Consider the following 17,002-nt stretch of genomic DNA (forward strand, 5'->3'; position numbering starts at 1 on the left):
GGGCGTTCCCTCAGCGGCGGAAGACCGTGGACGTCACCTGGGTCAGGCCCGGGACGCCGGCGACGGACATGGATTCGGAATGGCCGACGACCAGGTAGCCGCCCGGGCGAAGGTGGCCGGAAAGCCGTTCGAGCACCGCCCGCTGCGTCGGACGGTCGAAGTAGATCAGCACGTTGCGGCAGAAGACGACGTCGACGTCGCGGTCTACGCAATAGCGCTCGTCCATCAGGTTGAGGCGGCGGAAGCGCACCCGGCGGCGTAATTCGGGCACGATCCGGCCGATCTGGCGGGCCGGGTCGCGGGCCGCCATGACGTAGCGGCGCCGGAAGGCGGGCGGCACGGCGGCGAGCATCTCCTCGGAATAGATTCCGTCGGCGGCCGAGCGCAGGACCTCCGTCGAGATGTCGGTGCCGAGGATTGCGTAGTCGAAGCGGTTGCCCGCCGCGATCATCTCCTGGAGGACCATCGCGAGCGTGTAGGCCTCGGCCCCCGTGGAGGCGGCCGAGCTCCAGATCTTCAGGAGCGGCCGGTCGCCGCGATGGGCCGGCAGCGCGCAGAGCCGCGGCACCAGCGTGTCGCGCAAGGTGTCGAAATGCGCCGGCTCGCGGAAGAAGTCGGTCTTGTTGGTGGTCACGCAGTCGACGAGGTGCACGAACTCGTCGGCGAGCCGCCCCTCGTCGAAGAGGTGGCGGGCATAGGCGTCGAGGCTGTCGAGCTGGAGCGCCCGCACGCGCTTGCGCAGGCGCCCCTCGACCATCGTGCGCTTCGAGGACGGCAGCTGGATGCCGACGCGTGCCTCGATGACCTCGGCGATCGACCGGAAATGCCGCTCGCTCAGCTGCTGCGACGTGAGAGGGAGAGACGCGGGCTGGAAGGACATGCGGGCGCCGGTCCTCAGGCCGCCAGGGCCCGGCCGGCGAGGGCCGGCTCGTCGCCCGCCATCAGCCGGGCGAGGTCGAACACGACCACGAAGGCGTCGCCGCGCCGGCCGATGCCGGCGATGTAGCTCGAGCGCCAGCGCCCGCCGACCTCGGGGGCGGCCTCCATCTCGGCGCGGTCGAGCTCCGCCACCTCGAAGACCCGGTCGGCGACGAAGCCGACCCGCAGGATCCGGTCCTCCATCGGCACGTTGAGCAGGATGATCCGGGTCGCGGGCGTCGGCGCCTCCGGCGGCAGGCCGAGCTTGGTGCGCAGGTCGACCACCGGATAGCTCTGGCCGCGCACGTCGATCATTCCGACGAGGAAGGCCGGCGCCTGCGGCAGGGACGCGGGCACGCGGTAATCCAGGATCTCCTGGACGTTCTCGATGTCGATCCCGAAGGTCTCACGCCCGAGACCGAGGGTCAGATACTGCCACACACTCGACATCCTGGCACTCCGGCTTGCCTGCATCCCGCCCCGGGGGCGTGATCTGAACCGCGAAAAACGTCCGACGGGTGATCGATGGGCGCCCGGCGGTGCCGGGGCTCTCGGTTGCACCTCACGAAGCTCCCGACGGCCGTGCCTCAGGCCCCCGTGACGGGGGAGGGCGGACGTTCGGGAGCTTGGTGAGAGGCACGGGACTTACGATCGCGGGAGCCTCGTGGGCGGGGCTTGCCGGCGCCCCGCCCGCAAGCCCCCGTCCCGGTCAGGGGAGACGGGTGAAGTCGGCGTCGTGCTCGTCGCCCTCACTCATGTCGAAGGCAAAGCCGCCCCCGCCCATGGCCTTCCGGGCCGGGCGGGCGGGCGCACCCGGCTTGGACGGAGCCTTGGCGGGCATCTTCCCCGACATCTTGGCCGGCGCCTTCGGCGATCGCACGACGGCCGAGGGGGCCGCCATCCGGTGTGCCGCGGCCCGCAACTGCGACACCGCCCCGTCGACCGGCCGCCCATGGACCGCCGGGGCCGCGTCCTCGCCGATCCGGAAATAGGCGATCGTCTCCTGCAGCGTCTCGGCCTGCGCCGCCAGCTCCTCGGAGGTCGCCGAGACCTGCTCGGAGGCGGACGCGTTCTGCTGCGTCACCTTGTCGAGCTGCTGGATCGCCTGGTTGATCTGGCCCGACCCGACATCCTGCTCGCGGCAGGCCGCCGAAATCTCCTCCACCAACGCCGCCGTCTTCTTGATGTCCGGAACCAGCCGCCCCAGCATGTCGCCGGCCTGTTGCGCCGCCTTGACCGTGTCGATCGACAGCGTGCCGATCTCGGCCGCCGCCGCCTGGCTGCGCTCGGCGAGCTTCCGCACCTCGCTCGCCACCACGGCAAAGCCCCGTCCGTGCTCGCCGGCTCTCGCCGCCTCGACGGCGGCGTTCAGCGCCAGCAGGTCGGTCTGGCGGGCGATTTCCTGCACGATGGTGATCTTCTGGGCGATGGTCTGCATCGCCTCGACGGCGCGACCCACCGCGACGCCGCTGGCCTCGGCATCGCGCGCCGACTGGCGGGCGATGGCCTCGGTCTGGCCGGCATTCTCGGCGTTCTGCTTCACGTTGGCGGCCATCTCCTCCATCGAGGCGGAGGCCTCTTCGGTGGAGGCGGCCTGCTCGGTCGAGCCCTGGGAGAGCTGCTCGGCCGAGGCCGACAGTTCCTGGCTGCCGGCGGCGACCCGGCTCGCGGCATCCGCGACGCTGACGGCGAAGGCCGTCAGGCTGTCGACCAGCGTGTTGACCGCGTCCTTCATGCGCTGGTGATCGCCTTCGCAGGCGATGTCGACGCGCTGTGTCAGGTCGCCCGCGCTGACGAGGCTCAGCACGCGGTTGCCCTCCATGATCGGCAGGATGATCGCATCGAGCATCCCGTTGATGCCGAGCACGACCTTGGCGAAATCCCCGACATGCCGGGTGGCGTTGCCGCGTTCGCCGAGCCTTCCGGCGGTGGATGCGGCGGTCAGGTTCTGGATCTCGGCGATGATCGAGCGGAGATTGGTCCTGAGCGCCTCGATCGTATCGTTGATGAAGGCCTTCTTGCCGGGGAATTGTTCGAGGGGAGCGTCGAAGTCGCCTTCGCCGAATGCCTTGACGCAGGCCATCGCCTTCTTCTTCACGGCGATGTGGCCGGCCACCATCTCGTTGATGCCCTGGGCCATCACGGCGAAGTCGCCGCTGAACCGATCGGCCGACACGAACACGTCGATGTCGCCCTTGTCGTGCTCGGCCGACATGCGGTTCATTTCCGCGATCAGCCGCTTGAGGTTGCCCCGCAGCGTCTCGATCGTGTCGTTGATGAAGGCCTTCTTGCCGGGGAATTGGTCGAGAGGGGCGTCGAAGTCGCCTTCGCCCAGCGCCCTGACGCAGGCCATGGCCTTCTTCTTCACGGCAATGTGGCCGGCCACCATCCCGTTGATCTTCTGCGCCATCACGGCGACGTCACCGTTGAACCGGTCGACCGGCAGGGTGACGTCGATGTCGCCCGTCTCGTGCTCCGACGACATGCGGCCGATGCTCTCGCCGAGCGAGATCGCCGGACGCGTCGCGTTTTCGAGCAGCCGGTTGACGGCGGCCAGGACGTCCCTGGCACGTCCGGTCGCCACGTCCGGATTGGCCCGGGCAGACAGGTTGCCGTCTGCGATCGCCTGACTCAGCCGATTGATTTCCTCCACGGCGACCCGCGTTCTCGAGGATTTCTTGATTCCCACGAAGAGAGACATGGCACTCTTTCACAGAATGGGTTCAGATTGGCGAGAGAGCTTCGGAAGCCGGCGAGCCGATGGCAACTCGCCGGCCGATGATCGTTACCGTTAGGCGCGCTTGAAGTCCTGGTCGCGAATGTCCTCGGCCCCGGTCATGTCGAAGGCGAAGCCGTTCGCGCCGGCCGTGGGCCGGGCCGCCGGGCGAGATGCGGGCCCGCGCTTGGCCGCCATACGGGGCGACTTGACCACCGCCGAGGGGGCCGCCATCCGCGCCGCGGTGGCCCGCAACTGCGACACCGCCCCGTCGACCGGCCGCGCATGGGCCGCCGGGGCCGCGTCCTCGCCGATCCGGAAATAGGCGATCGTGGCCTGCAAGGTCTCGGCCTGCGCCGCCAGCTCCTCGGAGGTCGCCGAGACCTGCTCGGAGGCGGACGCGTTCTGCTGCGTCACCTTGTCGAGCTGCTGGATCGCCTGGTTGATCTGGCCCGACCCGACATCCTGCTCCCGGCAGGCCGCCGAGATCTCCTCGACCAACGCCGCCGTCTTCTTGATGTCCGGCACCAGCCGCCCCAGCATGTCGCCGGCCTGTTGCGCCGCCTTGACCGTGTCGATCGACAGCGTGCCGATCTCGGCCGCCGCCGCCTGGCTGCGCTCGGCGAGCTTCCGCACCTCGCTCGCCACCACGGCAAAGCCGCGCCCGTGCTCGCCGGCTCTCGCCGCCTCGACGGCGGCGTTCAGCGCCAGCAGGTCGGTCTGGCGGGCGATTTCCTGCACGATGGTGATCTTCTGGGCGATGGTCTGCATCGCCTCGACGGCGCGACCCACCGCGACGCCGCTGGCCTCGGCATCGCGCGCCGACTGGCGGGCGATGGCCTCGGTCTGGCCGGCATTCTCGGCGTTCTGCTTCACGTTGGCGGCCATCTCCTCCATCGAGGCGGAGGCTTCCTCGGTGGAGGCGGCCTGCTCGGTCGAGCCCTGGGAGAGCTGCTCGGCCGAGGCCGACAGCTCCTGCGAGCCCGCCGAGACGTTGCTCGCCGCCGACACCACCTGTCCGACGACCTCGCGCAGCTTCAGGTTCATCGCCTGGATCGCCCGCAGCAGGTCCGTCACCTCGTCGCGTCCGGTCGGGACCACGTCCTTGGTCAGGTCGCCGGCCGCGACGTTCTGGGCGGCGGAGACCGCCTTGGACAGGCCGCGGGAGATCGAGAGCGCCAGCCACAACGCCATGGCGAGGCCGAGGAGCACTGCGCCGATCACGACACCGACCAGGATCGTGCGGGTCGTCTCGTAGGCCGATTGCGTATCGCGCACGAAGCCGTTGGCCACGCTCTCCTCGTAGCCGCGCAGCTTGCCCACCTCTTCGAGGACCGCCCGGCGGGCATCCGTGAACGGACCGACGTAGAAGCGCAGGGCCTTGGCGTCGGTATTGCCGAGCCCGAAGGCGAAGACCTTCTCGGCCGAGGGTTCCCAGGCCTTCACGGCGGCGGAGAGGGCGCCGACGGCCTCGGCGTAGCCCGCAGTCCGTCCGGCCTCGCCGAGCGTGGCGAGGTCGCGCCACAGGGCCTTCTGGGTGTCGCCGAACTCTCCGGCGATCTTGGCGAGCAGGGCGTCGTCGGTGATCACGATCTCGCGGTAGATCTCGCCGCGCAGGCGGAACATCTTGGCTTCGACGGCGCCGATCAGGGTGCGGTCCTCGGCCGAGAGGTCGGGCCGCGCCTTGATGTCGTCGAGGCGCCCCATCACCGCGGTATACGCCGCGAGCTGCTCGCCGGTCGCGATGGTGTTGGCGGTGTTGTTGCCGTTCTGGACCGCGAATTCCATGCCCTTGGTCACGGCGTCGGTCAGCTTGGCCCAGTTATCGCGCAAGGGCTGGACCCGGGCGCGCTCCTCCACCGGCACGAGGTCGGTGTAGTCCCTCAGAATGCCCTGGAGCTTGGCGTCGTTCGCCTTGAAATCGGCGAACAGCTTCTCGCGGGCGGGGGTCGTCGGCTCGAGCATCGAGCGGGCGAACATGCGGGCGGCATCGAAGGACATCGCCTCGATGCGCAGCACCCGCTGGACCTGGGAGAACGGCCGGGCCGCGAAGGCCTGCATCCGGTCGTTGGACTGGCTCAGGCTCGATACCGCCAGGGTGCCGGCGCCCCCGAGGAGGAGGAGGATCGCCCCGAAGGCGATCCCGAGCTTCGCTTTGATCGTGAACCGCATCGGTGTGCGCTCTTTTCGCGAGTCTATCGGAGTTGAGGAAATCCACGCGAGCGTCGATCTCGCGCGGGATCGGGGATGTCCGCGTCAGGCGACGCGGGTGAAGTCGGCGTCGCGCTCGTCGCCCTCGCCCAGGTTGCCTTGGCTCATGTCGAAGGCGAAGCCGCCCCCGCCGGCCGTGGGCCGGGCCGCCGGGCGAGCTGCGGGCCCGCGCTTGGCCGCCATACGGGGCGACTTGACCGCCGCCGAGGAGGCCGCCATCCGCGCCGCGGTGGCCCGCAACTGCGACACCGCCCCGTCGACCGGCCGCGCATGGGCCGCCGGGGCCGCATCCTCGCCGATCCGGAAATAGGCGATCGTGGCCTGCAAGGTCTCGGCCTGCGCCGCCAGCTCCTCGGAGGTCGCCGAGACCTGCTCGGAGGCGGATGCGTTCTGCTGCGTCACCTTGTCGAGCTGCTGGATCGCCTGGTTGATCTGGCCCGACCCGACATCCTGCTCCCGGCACGCCGCCGAGATTTCCTCGACCAAAGCCGCCGTCTTCTTGATGTCCGGAACCAGCCGGCCCAGCATGTCGCCGGCCGCTTGCGCCGCCTTGACCGTGTCGATCGACAGCGTGCCGATCTCGGCCGCCGCCGCCTGGCTACGCTCGGCGAGCTTCCGCACCTCGCTCGCCACCACGGCAAAGCCGCGCCCGTGCTCGCCGGCCCGCGCCGCCTCGACGGCGGCGTTCAGCGCCAGCAGGTCGGTCTGGCGGGCGATTTCCTGCACGATGGTGATCTTCTGGGCGATGGTCTGCATCGCCTCGACGGCGCGACCCACCGCGACGCCGCTGGCCTCGGCATCACGCGCCGACTGGCGGGCGATGGCCTCGGTCTGGCCGGCATTCTCGGCGTTCTGCTTCACGTTGGCGGCCATCTCCTCCATCGAGGCGGAGGCTTCCTCGGTGGAGGCGGCCTGCTCGGTCGAGCCCTGGGAGAGCTGCTCGGCCGAGGCCGACAGTTCCTGGCTCCCCGCCGAGACGTTGCTCGCCGCCGCGGAGGCGTCCGCCACGACGGCGCGCAGGCGCGCCAGCATGGTCTGGAGGGCGAGACCCATCCGGTCCTTGTCGGACAGGGGCTTTGCCTCGACGGTCAGGTCGCCGCCGGCGATCGCGTCGGCGAGGCCGGCGGTCGCGTTCAGGTTGGCGGTCATGCGGTTCATGGCAATGACCAGGTCGCCGATCTCGTCGCGGGAGGTCACCGTGACCGTCTGGCTGAGATCGCCCATCGATACCGCGTCGGCGAGCGACACCGCGCGGCTCAGGCCACGGGAAATCGTGACGGCGAGCCAGGTCGCGATGGCGAGGCCGAGGAGCAGCGCACCCGCCAGCACGGCGAGCAGCATCGTCTGGCCCTCGCTCGATTCCGCCTTGGCCCGCGCCACCGCATCGGTCATGCGCTTGCCCTGGAATTCGACCAGGGCGTCGAAGGCGCGGATCGCGGTCGTGCTCGACACGGCGTACTCGCCTGAGGCGAGGTCCGCGGCCCGGACGCTCGCCCCGGTCTCGACGGTCGCGAGCGCCTTCTGGAACGAGGCGGTCCAGGCGTTGTACTTCTGCCGGATCGCCTCGACGGGCAAGCCACGCGCGGCACCCACGCGCAGCAGGTCGTCCATGGCGCGCGAGACCTCGTCGCGCACCTGCTTGGTGGCGGTCACGCGCTGCTCCAACGCCTCGAGGCTCGTGGCGCCGGTCGCCGACTGCATCTGGCCCCAGGCCCGCTCCATGCGGATCTGGAAGGCCGCCGCGGCGCGCACGAGTTCGTCGCCGCCCGCCTCGCCCGACCGGCCGTTGACGAACGCGTCCAGTTCGGCGCGCAAGGCGGCCGTGGCGGGACGCCCGGTCGTGTTGATCTCCGACCATGTCCGGGCATTCGAGTTGAGCCGGGTGAGCTCCACCACCTTGGTGCCCAGCGCCCGCTGCTTGTCGTACTTGTCGGACAGGTCCTCGAAGAGCCGCTTGCCCTCCTCGGAGTTGATGTAGGTCTTCGCCTTCGCCAGGGCGGCGAGGGCATCGGCCCGGTTGTCCGCCGCGCGCTTGCTGAAATCGGCCATCTGGGCGTCGTCCGCACTAATGACGGCCGCGCGCGTGTTCGAGATCCCGCGGATGGCGTTGGCCTTCGCGTCGAGCACGTGCGTCTGGACTTCGGAGCGGCTGACGACGAACTTCATCGCATCGTCGGCCGCCGTCAGCTTCTGGTACCCGACCCCGCCGGCGACGCCGGCCAGGACCAGGACCACGGCGAAGCCGCCGGCGAGTTTCGCCTTGATCGTGAAACGCATGAAATGACTCCGGACTAACTCTGACTTAGTTCAGGATGCGCTCGACGTCGGGCAGGATGACGAAATCGCTCCCGCACTTGACGATCGACTTGATGTATTCCGGCCGCCACGAGGTGCCGACCTTCGGGATCGGTTGCGCGGTGCCGGTCTCGACCTCGGTCACCTCGAAGACCTTGTCGGCGACGAGGGCCAGGATGACGGGATCACCCGCGATCTCGACCTCGATCACCACGAAGCGGGTATCCGCCGTCGCCGCTTCCGGCTTCATGCCGAAGCGCTCGCGGATGTCGGCGAGCGGCACGACGTTGCCGCGCACGTTCACGACCCGGTCGAGATGCGAGCGCGCCCCGGCCACCCGGGTCGTCGGGATCGGGTCGATGATCTCCCGCACCATGCCGGCATCGAGCGCGAAGGTCTCGGAGCCGATGCGCACCTTCACCACCTGCAAGTTGGCCGCCTGCAAATTCACCGCCTGCAAGCCGGCCGTCGGCCGGATTTCGTCCATTGTGCCGGTCATCACGCTACGTCCTGGTATTCGCGCGGCATCTCCGCGTGCCCGCCCGACACGAGCCGCGCGACGTCGATGATGAGGGCGGCGGTGCCGTCGCCGAGGATCGTGGCGCCCGAGAAGGTCGCCACGTCGGCGTGGAGCTTCGAGAGCGACTTGATCACCGTCTGGTGGTTGCCGATGATCTGGTCGACGAGCAGCCCGACCCGGGTCTCGCCGACCGAGACGATGATCACCTTCTGGTACGGGTCGGGCTCGCCCTCAGCCCCGAACATCGACCGCAGCCGCAGGAACGGCACCAGCGTGCCGCGGATGTCGAGGAAGTCGCGGCCCCGGCTCGCCCGGTCGCCCATCGGCAGCTCGACGCATTCCTCGACCGCGGCGAGCGGCACGACGTAGCGGCCCTCGCCGACCCGGATCAGCAGGCCCTCGATGATCGCGAGGGTCAGCGGCAGCCGCAAGGAGACCGTGGTGCCGGCGCCCGGCTCGGTCGTGATGTCGATCGTGCCGCGCAACGACTCGATGGTCTTCTTGACCACGTCCATGCCGACGCCGCGGCCCGACAGGGCCGAGATCGTGGCGGCGGTCGAGAAGCCGGGGGCGAACAGGAACTGGTAGACCTGCTGGTCGCTCAACGCCACGCCGGGGGCGACGAGCCCCTTCTCCTCGGCCTTGGCGCGGATGCGGGCGGCGTCGAGCCCGGCGCCGTCGTCGCGCACGCTGATCCGCACCTGGGCCCCGGCATGCTCGGCCGACAGGGTGATGCGGCCGGTGGCGCCCTTGGGGCTGCCTGCGCGCCGGGCCGGGTCCTCGATGCCGTGGTCGATGGCGTTGCGGATCAGGTGGACCAGCGGATCGGCCAGGCGCTCGATCACCGTCTTGTCGAGCTCGGTGTCCTCGCCCTCGGTGACGAAGTCGACCGGCTTGCCGAGATCCCGCGACAGGTCGTGGACGAGGCGCCGGAAGCGGCCGAACAACGCCCCGATCGGCACCATGCGGATGCTCATCGTGGTGTCGCGCAGGCGCGCCGAGAGGCGCTCGATCTCCTCGGCGACGGTCTTGATCCCGGAATCGGCGTGCAGGCCGGCAAGCTGGCTCAGCCGCGCCTGGGCGATGACGAGCTCGCCGACCCGGTCCATCAGCTCGTCGAGGCGGCCCGCCTCGACCCGCACCGTGCTGGTGGCGCGCTCTTCGCGCGCCCGCGCGCCGGCTCGCGGCTCGGGAGCCGGCGGGGGAGGGGAGGCGGGCCGCCCGGCCGGGAGTGCCGCCGGGATCGTGGGGGGCGTCGGCATCGGATCCGCCGCGACGGGGTCCGCAGGGATCGGTGCCGGCACCTCGGCCTCTCCGCCGAGCGGCGTCACCGTGAGGGTCATCTCGTCCTGGACGAACAGAAAGACGTCCTCGATCGCCTCGCGGGTCACGCCGGCCGGCAGCGTGACCTCCCAGCCGATCGACAGCGCTTCCGGATCGAGCGCGGCGAGGTCCGGCACGGTGTCGAGCCGCGGCACGATCGCGGAGGCGCCGAGGTCGCGCAGGTCGTCGAGGAGGGCGAGCGGGTTGGTGCCGTTGCGCAGGACGTCCGGCGCGAAGGCGATCGCGACGCGCCAGCCGGCCCCGTCGGCGACCGGCGCAGCCTCGGGGAGAGGAGCCGGCGCGGCCTCGGTCCGGCCGGTCGCGCGCCCGACGAGTCCGCCGAGCTCGTCGAGGATGGCCTGGCCGAAGACCGGCTCGGCCCCCTCGGGGTCCTCGATCAGGAGGCGGATATAGTCCTTGGCCGACAGGGCGACGTTCACGAGATCGACGCTCGCCGGTACGCGGCCCTGGCGCACGAGGTCGAACGCGGTCTCGAAATCGTGGGTGAACGCCGCCACACGCTCGAAGCCGAACATCGCCCCCGAGCCCTTGATGGTGTGGAGCGCGCGGAACGCCGTGTCGATCAGCGTCCTGTCCTGCGGCTTCTCGCCGAGATCGAGCAAGGTCGTCTCGAGGCAGGCCAGAAGCTCGTCGGCCTCCATGCGGAACACGTCGACCGGGTTGAGGGTAGTCATGTCTGCATCGACCCTTGGATCGCGCGGTAATCGCGAAGACGAATGCGCCACGCCGCCTCGCCCGGCCCGTCGATCACGCTCCGTTCGACGGCCGCGATGGTTGCGGGCGACGGGGTTCGCGACATCGGAGCTGAATCCTGGGAAATGCGGCCTTTCGCAGTAACCAAGAGTTGCCCAGTGGAGGCTAATTTTCAGTTAGCAATGACGAAATTGCTTCTACGTCACGGAAGCGGGTTCCCGCGAATGGAATAAATCGAATGAATCTTGGTAAATGAAAAAAGACCGCAGTGCGGTCTCGAAGGTATCGGGGCCTGCCGCGATGGGGACGGCACCGGCGTGATGGACCGATGACGGCGCAAGCGACGCCCCGTCATCCGACAAGCGGCAGAGCGTCGGTCAGAACAGGTCGATGCCGTCGAATTCGTCCACGGCCGTCGCCCCGGCCGAGGGCGCTGCGGCCTCGACAACCGGTGCGTGACCCGTTTCCCGACCCGTCTCCTGGTCCAGGATCTGGCGCCGCAGGCGGTCCCGGACCTGGCCGAGGGTGCAGGAGGCGATCATTGCCTCGGCCCAGGCCTGATCGGGCGCGACGCCTGAGGGGTCGATTCCTTGCGCCGCCGTCGCCTCGGCCATGCGGCCGAGTTCGAGGGCAAGCCCTTGGAGCACCGTCTGGCTGTTCTGGAGGCGCTGCTTCGTCAGGTCCTGGAACTGCAACGCCACGATGGCGCCCGACACGTCGGTGGTGATGGACTGCGTCGTCTCGGCGGTCTGCTGCAGGATGCCGGCGAAGCGCGAGTTCTGGGCGACGAGGGTCTGCATCACGGTGTGGACCCGCGCCTCGGCGCTGCGGCTCTCGTCCGAGACGTCGACCGTCGCGATGTCCTGCAACAGGCCGTGGCTGTCGCGTAAACCCGTGGCGATGGAGCCGATCTGGTCCTTGATCGTGCCCGAGAGCGTATTGATCGATTGCGCCAGCAGGCGGACCTCGTCGGCCACCACCGCGAAGGCGCGGCCGGCCTCGCCCGCCCGCGCCGCCTCGATCTTGGCGTTGAGGGCGAGGAGGTTGGTCTGGCGGTTGATCGCCTCGATCCGCGCGACGCTGCCCTCGACCGCGTCGATCTCGGAGAGCACCGTGTCGAGGGCACGGGCCGTCGCGCCGCCCTGGCGGGAGAGCCCGCCCACCTTGTCCATCAGCGCGGCAAGGGTCTCCCCGAGCCCGGAGGCGACGTCCGCGAGGAGGACCGAGTGCCCGTCGATCTCGACCGACTGGATCGAGGCCCCGAGTCCCTGCACGATCTCGGCCTGCTCGCGGGTCGACGCCGCGATGTTCTCGAAGCGGCGGGTCAGGCCCTGGACGCTCTCCTCCACGTGCGTGGAGGAGCGGTCGAGCTCGCCGACCAGCGCTTCCAGCGCCCGCCGCTGCAGGGTGGTGAGGCCGAGCCAGGATTGCAGCAGGTCGATGGCGGCGGACGTGTCGGGAGAGGCAGAGGTCTCGGGATCAGACGATGCGGCCGGTTCGGCGCGTGGGGCGGCCGCCGCGGCCGGGACGAGGGCCGACGCGGCGTTGCGGGGCCGCAGCCACCGTGAACGGGAGCGCTCCCACGTCACCTGTGCCACCTCGGAAATCATCGTCCTGGCTCCATGGGACCGGGCATGGGCTCCGCGCTCGCGACGTCGAGCCTCGGGTCGTCGCGACGGTACGGGCGCCATGATTGCGGAAGCGTTAGCGTTGTAGCTTGGACCGGACGAATCGATTCAAGAAAGTTTTACGCGGAGCCCGCTTAATCTTGCGGCGAGGCGCGGCTCGGACGCCTCCTCGGGACAACGGCGCCGTCATGTCAGACACCGTGTGCATCAGAATGTCGGGCGATTGCACCTTGAGGGCAATTCGCTCCCTTCACGGCGAGATCGCCGCTGCCCTCGCATCGACCAATGATCTGGTCCTCGATTGCGCCGATATCGAGCGGGCCGATATCGCCTTCGTGCAGCTCGTCGTCTCGGCGGCCGGCACCGCGGAGCGGCAAGCCAAGCGCCTCACCCTCGTCGACATGCCCGACATCGTACAGGGCGCCTTCGGGCGGGCCGGCCTGGCCACGCAGCCCCCCTTCGCCCGCGCCGCCTGAGCGACGTCGCATCGCCGATCTTCCCCGACACCCTTTTCGGAGTTCCTTCCCCATGGCCAACGTTCTCGCCGTCGACGATTCCGCCAGCATCCGGCAGATGATCAAGGTGGTCCTCGGACCGGCCGGGCACACCGTCATCGAGGCCGGGGACGGCGCCGAGGGCATCGCCAAGGCCAAGTCCAACGCGCTCAACCTCGTCATCACCGACCTCAACATGCCGGTGATGAACGGCCTGGACATGATCAAGAACCTCCGGACGATGCCTGCCCTGACCGGTGTGCCGATCCTGTTCCTGAGCACGGAATCGGATGACGGCATCAAGCAGCAGGCCAAAGCCGCCGGCGCGACGGGCTGGATCACCAAGCCGTTCAAGCCCGAGCAGCTGCTCGCCGTGGTGTCCAAGCTGACCCGCGCCTGAACCCACCCGCGGCTCTGCCGGATCGCCGGGAGAGGAGCTCAGGTCCCACCCTTGCTCGCCGCGACAAGCGTGGGCCGCAGCGTTGCCCGTGCCGCCTTCGTCACGGCGACCGCCGCCGAGCGGATTCCCATACGACCTGGAGCGGCTCACGATGGTTCCGGGACGCGATTGACAGGCGAGCCGGCTACCCTTAGACAGCCGCTCACCGACGGGGCGCCGACGAACTGGCCGCCGCGAAGGACTTCCCCAGAGACGGTGAAGCAAGGGCCAGGGAAACCCGGCTCGGCTTTCTGTTCTCCGGGGTACGAGGTCTGGCTCCCGGCCCGACCCGCTCTTTGACAAGTTCATACGAGAAAGAGAAGCGTGGACGGCGTCGTCCCTGCGGGTCGGTTCCTTCGGAACCGGTCGTGAGTAGGATGATGCTGGTCTGACGTTTCGGTGCTCACACGATTGGTGGAAACGCCGGTCGGTCGTGAGCCTCCGTTTATGTTGTGATCAGCTATGATCAGCTCTTCAACTTGAGAGTTTGATCCTGGCTCAGAGCGAACGCTGGCGGCAGGCTTAACACATGCAAGTCGAGCGGGCCCTTCGGGGTCAGCGGCAGACGGGTGAGTAACGCGTGGGAACGTGCCCTTCGGTTCGGAATAACTCAGGGAAACTTGAGCTAATACCGGATACGCCCTTATGGGGAAAGGTTTACTGCCGAAGGATCGGCCCGCGTCTGATTAGCTAGTTGGTGAGGTTACGGCTCACCAAGGCGACGATCAGTAGCTGGTCTGAGAGGATGATCAGCCACACTGGGACTGAGACACGGCCCAGACTCCTACGGGAGGCAGCAGTGGGGAATATTGGACAATGGGGGCAACCCTGATCCAGCCATGCCGCGTGAGTGATGACGGCCTTAGGGTTGTAAAGCTCTTTTCTCCGGGACGATAATGACGGTACCGGAGGAATAAGCCCCGGCTAACTTCGTGCCAGCAGCCGCGGTAATACGAAGGGGGCTAGCGTTGCTCGGAATCACTGGGCGTAAAGGGCGCGTAGGCGGCTGATTTAGTCGAGGGTGAAAGCCCGTGGCTCAACCACGGAATGGCCTTCGATACTGGTTGGCTTGAGACCGGAAGAGGACAGCGGAACTGCGAGTGTAGAGGTGAAATTCGTAGATATTCGCAAGAACACCAGTGGCGAAGGCGGCTGTCTGGTCCGGTTCTGACGCTGAGGCGCGAAAGCGTGGGGAGCAAACAGGATTAGATACCCTGGTAGTCCACGCTGTAAACGATGAATGCTAGCCGTTGGTCTGCATGCAGGTCAGTGGCGCCGCTAACGCATTAAGCATTCCGCCTGGGGAGTACGGTCGCAAGATTAAAACTCAAAGGAATTGACGGGGGCCCGCACAAGCGGTGGAGCATGTGGTTTAATTCGACGCAACGCGCAGAACCTTACCATCCCTTGACATGGCATGTTAGGCGGAGAGATCCGTTGTCCTCTTCGGAGGCGTGCACACAGGTGCTGCATGGCTGTCGTCAGCTCGTGTCGTGAGATGTTGGGTTAAGTCCCGCAACGAGCGCAACCCACGTCCCTAGTTGCCATCATTGAGTTGGGCACTCTGGGGAGACTGCCGGTGATAAGCCGCGAGGAAGGTGTGGATGACGTCAAGTCCTCATGGCCCTTACGGGATGGGCTACACACGTGCTACAATGGCGGTGACAATGGGCAGCGAAGGGGCGACCTGGAGCGAATCCCCAAAAGCCGTCTCAGTTCGGATTGCACTCTGCAACTCGGGTGCATGAAGGCGGAATCGCTAGTAATCGTGGATCAGCACGCCACGGTGAATACGTTCCCGGGCCTTGTACACACCGCCCGTCACACCATGGGAGTTGGTCTTACCCGACGGCGCTGCGCCAACCGCAAGGGGGCAGGCGACCACGGTAGGGTCAGCGACTGGGGTGAAGTCGTAACAAGGTAGCCGTAGGGGAACCTGCGGCTGGATCACCTCCTTTCTAAGGATGCTGTCTGATGTGAGTTCGCTCACTCTCACGGCGTCGTTGGATCAAGGGTCCAGTCAGGACCCAATTGGCGGGACGCGCCGTCTTCGTTTCTCTTTCTCATCATCCGGACACGCTGGGCGGTACGCCAAGCGACGGGCCTGTAGCTCAGGTGGTTAGAGCGCACCCCTGATAAGGGTGAGGTCGGACGTTCGAGTCGTCCCAGGCCCACCAGGATCAGGTGACGATGCCCTGCCAGTGAGCGGCGTCCCACGGGGCTGTAGCTCAGTTGGGAGAGCGCGTGCTTTGCAAGCATGAGGTCGTCGGTTCGATCCCGTCCAGCTCCACCACCCTCCCCTGCCAATCGGCAGTGAGGTCGAGGGTCGTCCGGATCAAAGAGCTTCGCAACCATCGACGCAATCGCGGGTGGCTGCGGATATCTGACATCGTGAAGAGGGAATGTGCCCGGGCCGTTGCGAAAGCGGCCGGCTCGGGTGCGTTCGGCAAGCATAAGGCAGTCGCTGCGAAAGCGGTGGCTGCCGGTCTTTATCGTGACCGTGGATGGCGGTGACGACAGCTACGGCTGTCGGTCACCACCGGACACCGATCATGAGAGCGATCAAGTGCCTTAAGAGCATCTGGTGGATGCCTTGGCGCTGAGAGGCGATGAAGGACGTGGTACGCTGCGATAAGCCTTGGGGAGCTGCGAACGAGCTTTGATCCGAGGATCTCCGAATGGGGAAACCCACCTTCAGCCACCGTATCGTGGAAGCAGGGCGACCTGCTCTCACGCTACGATGGTTTGCGAAGGTATCAAATCCTGAATTCATAGGGGTTTGAAGCGAACCCGGGGAACTGAAACATCTCAGTACCCGGAGGAAAGGACATCAACGAGACTCCGTCAGTAGTGGCGAGCGAACGCGGACCAGGCCAGCGCCTGGCATGACGCTTACCGGAACGGCCTGGAATGGCCGGCAGGATGGGTGACAGCCCCGTACGGGACAAGCCAATGCCAGGACACGAGTAAGGCGGGACACGTGAAATCCTGTCTGAAGATGGGGGGACCACCCTCCAAGCCTAAGTACTCCTCAGCGACCGATAGCGAACCAGTACCGTGAGGGAAAGGTGAAAAGCACCCCGACGAGGGGAGTGAAACAGTTCCTGAAACCGGATGCTTACAAACAGTGGGAGCCCAAGATTCGTTCTGGGTGACTGCGTACCTTTTGTATAATGGGTCAGCGACTTAGAGTTACGAGCGAGCTTAAGCCGGTAGGCGAAGGCGCAGCGAAAGCGAGTCTGAACAGGGCGTTCAGTTCGTGGCTCTAGACCCGAAACCAGGTGATCTAGCCATGCGCAGGATGAAGGTGCGGTAACACGCACTGGAGGTCCGAACCAGTGCCCGTTGAAAAGGTCTTGGATGACGTGTGGTTAGGGGTGAAAGGCCAATCAAACCTGGACATAGCTGGTTCTCCGCGAAAGCTATTTAGGTAGCGCCTCGAATGAATACCGTGCGGGGTAGAGCACTGGATGGGCTAGGGCCGCCCACAGCGGTACCGCACTCAACCAAACTCCGAATACGCACGAGTACTGTTCGGGAGACACACGGCGGGTGCTAACGTCCGTCGTGAAGAGGGCAACAACCCTGACCGACAGCTAAGGCCCCCAATTCGTGGCTAAGTGGGAAAGGATGTGGGACTCCCAAAACAACCAGGAGGTTGGCTTAGAAGCAGCCATCCTTTAAAGAAAGCGTAACAGCTCACTGGTCTAGCCAAGGGGTCCTGCGCCGAAAATGTAACGGGGC

10 protein-coding genes, 2 tRNA genes and 2 rRNA genes (1 of these 14 only partly in view) are annotated in these 17,002 nt (G+C 67.3%); 6 read left to right on the forward strand and 8 right to left on the reverse strand.

The window, feature by feature from the left end:
- Nucleotides 1–10: 10 nt before the first annotated feature.
- The 8 genes from AC3AOF_RS11995 to AC3AOF_RS12030 all read right to left on the reverse strand — a co-directional run bounded on the left by AC3AOF_RS11995 (nt 11) and on the right by AC3AOF_RS12030 (nt 12,295).
- The gene (locus tag AC3AOF_RS11995; protein WP_236990611.1) at nt 11–880 is read right to left on the reverse strand and encodes a CheR family methyltransferase; all 870 of its coding nucleotides are present in this window, start codon (nt 878–880) and stop codon (nt 11–13) included.
- 14 nt (nt 881–894) lie between these two features.
- Nucleotides 895–1,368, reverse strand: a complete 474-nt coding sequence (locus tag AC3AOF_RS12000) for a chemotaxis protein CheW (protein ID WP_236990612.1) — start codon at nt 1,366–1,368, stop codon at nt 895–897.
- Nucleotides 1,369–1,627: 259 nt separating this feature from the next.
- A complete protein-coding gene (locus AC3AOF_RS12005; protein WP_488348654.1) occupies nt 1,628–3,571 on the reverse strand; it encodes a methyl-accepting chemotaxis protein in 1,944 nt (647 codons plus the stop codon).
- A gap of 138 nt (nt 3,572–3,709) precedes the next feature.
- The gene (locus AC3AOF_RS12010; protein WP_488348655.1) at nt 3,710–5,806 is read right to left on the reverse strand and encodes a HAMP domain-containing methyl-accepting chemotaxis protein; all 2,097 of its coding nucleotides are present in this window, start codon (nt 5,804–5,806) and stop codon (nt 3,710–3,712) included.
- 84 nt (nt 5,807–5,890) lie between these two features.
- Nucleotides 5,891–8,122, reverse strand: coding sequence for a HAMP domain-containing methyl-accepting chemotaxis protein (locus AC3AOF_RS12015; protein WP_236990616.1), 2,232 nt, complete (start codon nt 8,120–8,122; stop codon nt 5,891–5,893).
- 25 nt (nt 8,123–8,147) lie between these two features.
- Nucleotides 8,148–8,639 (reverse strand): chemotaxis protein CheW, encoded by a 492-nt coding sequence (locus AC3AOF_RS12020; protein WP_442919290.1) that lies wholly within the window; start codon nt 8,637–8,639, stop codon nt 8,148–8,150.
- Nucleotides 8,639–10,678 (reverse strand): chemotaxis protein CheA, encoded by a 2,040-nt coding sequence (locus tag AC3AOF_RS12025; protein WP_236990617.1) that lies wholly within the window; start codon nt 10,676–10,678, stop codon nt 8,639–8,641. Before AC3AOF_RS12025 ends, AC3AOF_RS12020 begins: the two co-directional genes overlap by 1 nt.
- A gap of 396 nt (nt 10,679–11,074) precedes the next feature.
- Entirely contained in the window at nt 11,075–12,295 is a 1,221-nt protein-coding gene (locus tag AC3AOF_RS12030) for a methyl-accepting chemotaxis protein (protein WP_236990618.1), read from the reverse strand.
- 218 nt (nt 12,296–12,513) lie between these two features.
- On the opposite strand from AC3AOF_RS12030, the gene AC3AOF_RS12035 reads away from it, so the two are divergent.
- The 6 genes from AC3AOF_RS12035 to AC3AOF_RS12060 all read left to right on the forward strand — a co-directional run.
- The gene (locus tag AC3AOF_RS12035; RefSeq protein WP_236990619.1) at nt 12,514–12,801 is read left to right on the forward strand and encodes an STAS domain-containing protein; all 288 of its coding nucleotides are present in this window, start codon (nt 12,514–12,516) and stop codon (nt 12,799–12,801) included.
- Nucleotides 12,802–12,853: 52 nt separating this feature from the next.
- Nucleotides 12,854–13,219, forward strand: coding sequence for a response regulator (locus AC3AOF_RS12040; protein WP_236990620.1), 366 nt, complete (start codon nt 12,854–12,856; stop codon nt 13,217–13,219).
- A 514-nt stretch (nt 13,220–13,733) separates the two neighbouring features.
- Nucleotides 13,734–15,216 (forward strand): 16S ribosomal RNA (locus AC3AOF_RS12045).
- A gap of 142 nt (nt 15,217–15,358) precedes the next feature.
- Nucleotides 15,359–15,435: transfer RNA gene (locus AC3AOF_RS12050), tRNA-Ile, on the forward strand.
- Nucleotides 15,436–15,475: 40 nt separating this feature from the next.
- A tRNA-Ala gene (locus tag AC3AOF_RS12055) sits at nt 15,476–15,551 on the forward strand.
- Nucleotides 15,552–15,818: 267 nt separating this feature from the next.
- A 23S ribosomal RNA gene (locus AC3AOF_RS12060) occupies nt 15,819–17,002 on the forward strand; it runs 1,617 nt beyond the window's last position.
- The 16S and 23S rRNA genes sit together here with 2 tRNA genes alongside, the layout of an rRNA operon.

This window comes from Methylobacterium sp. 142-1Y, from assembly GCF_057747795.1.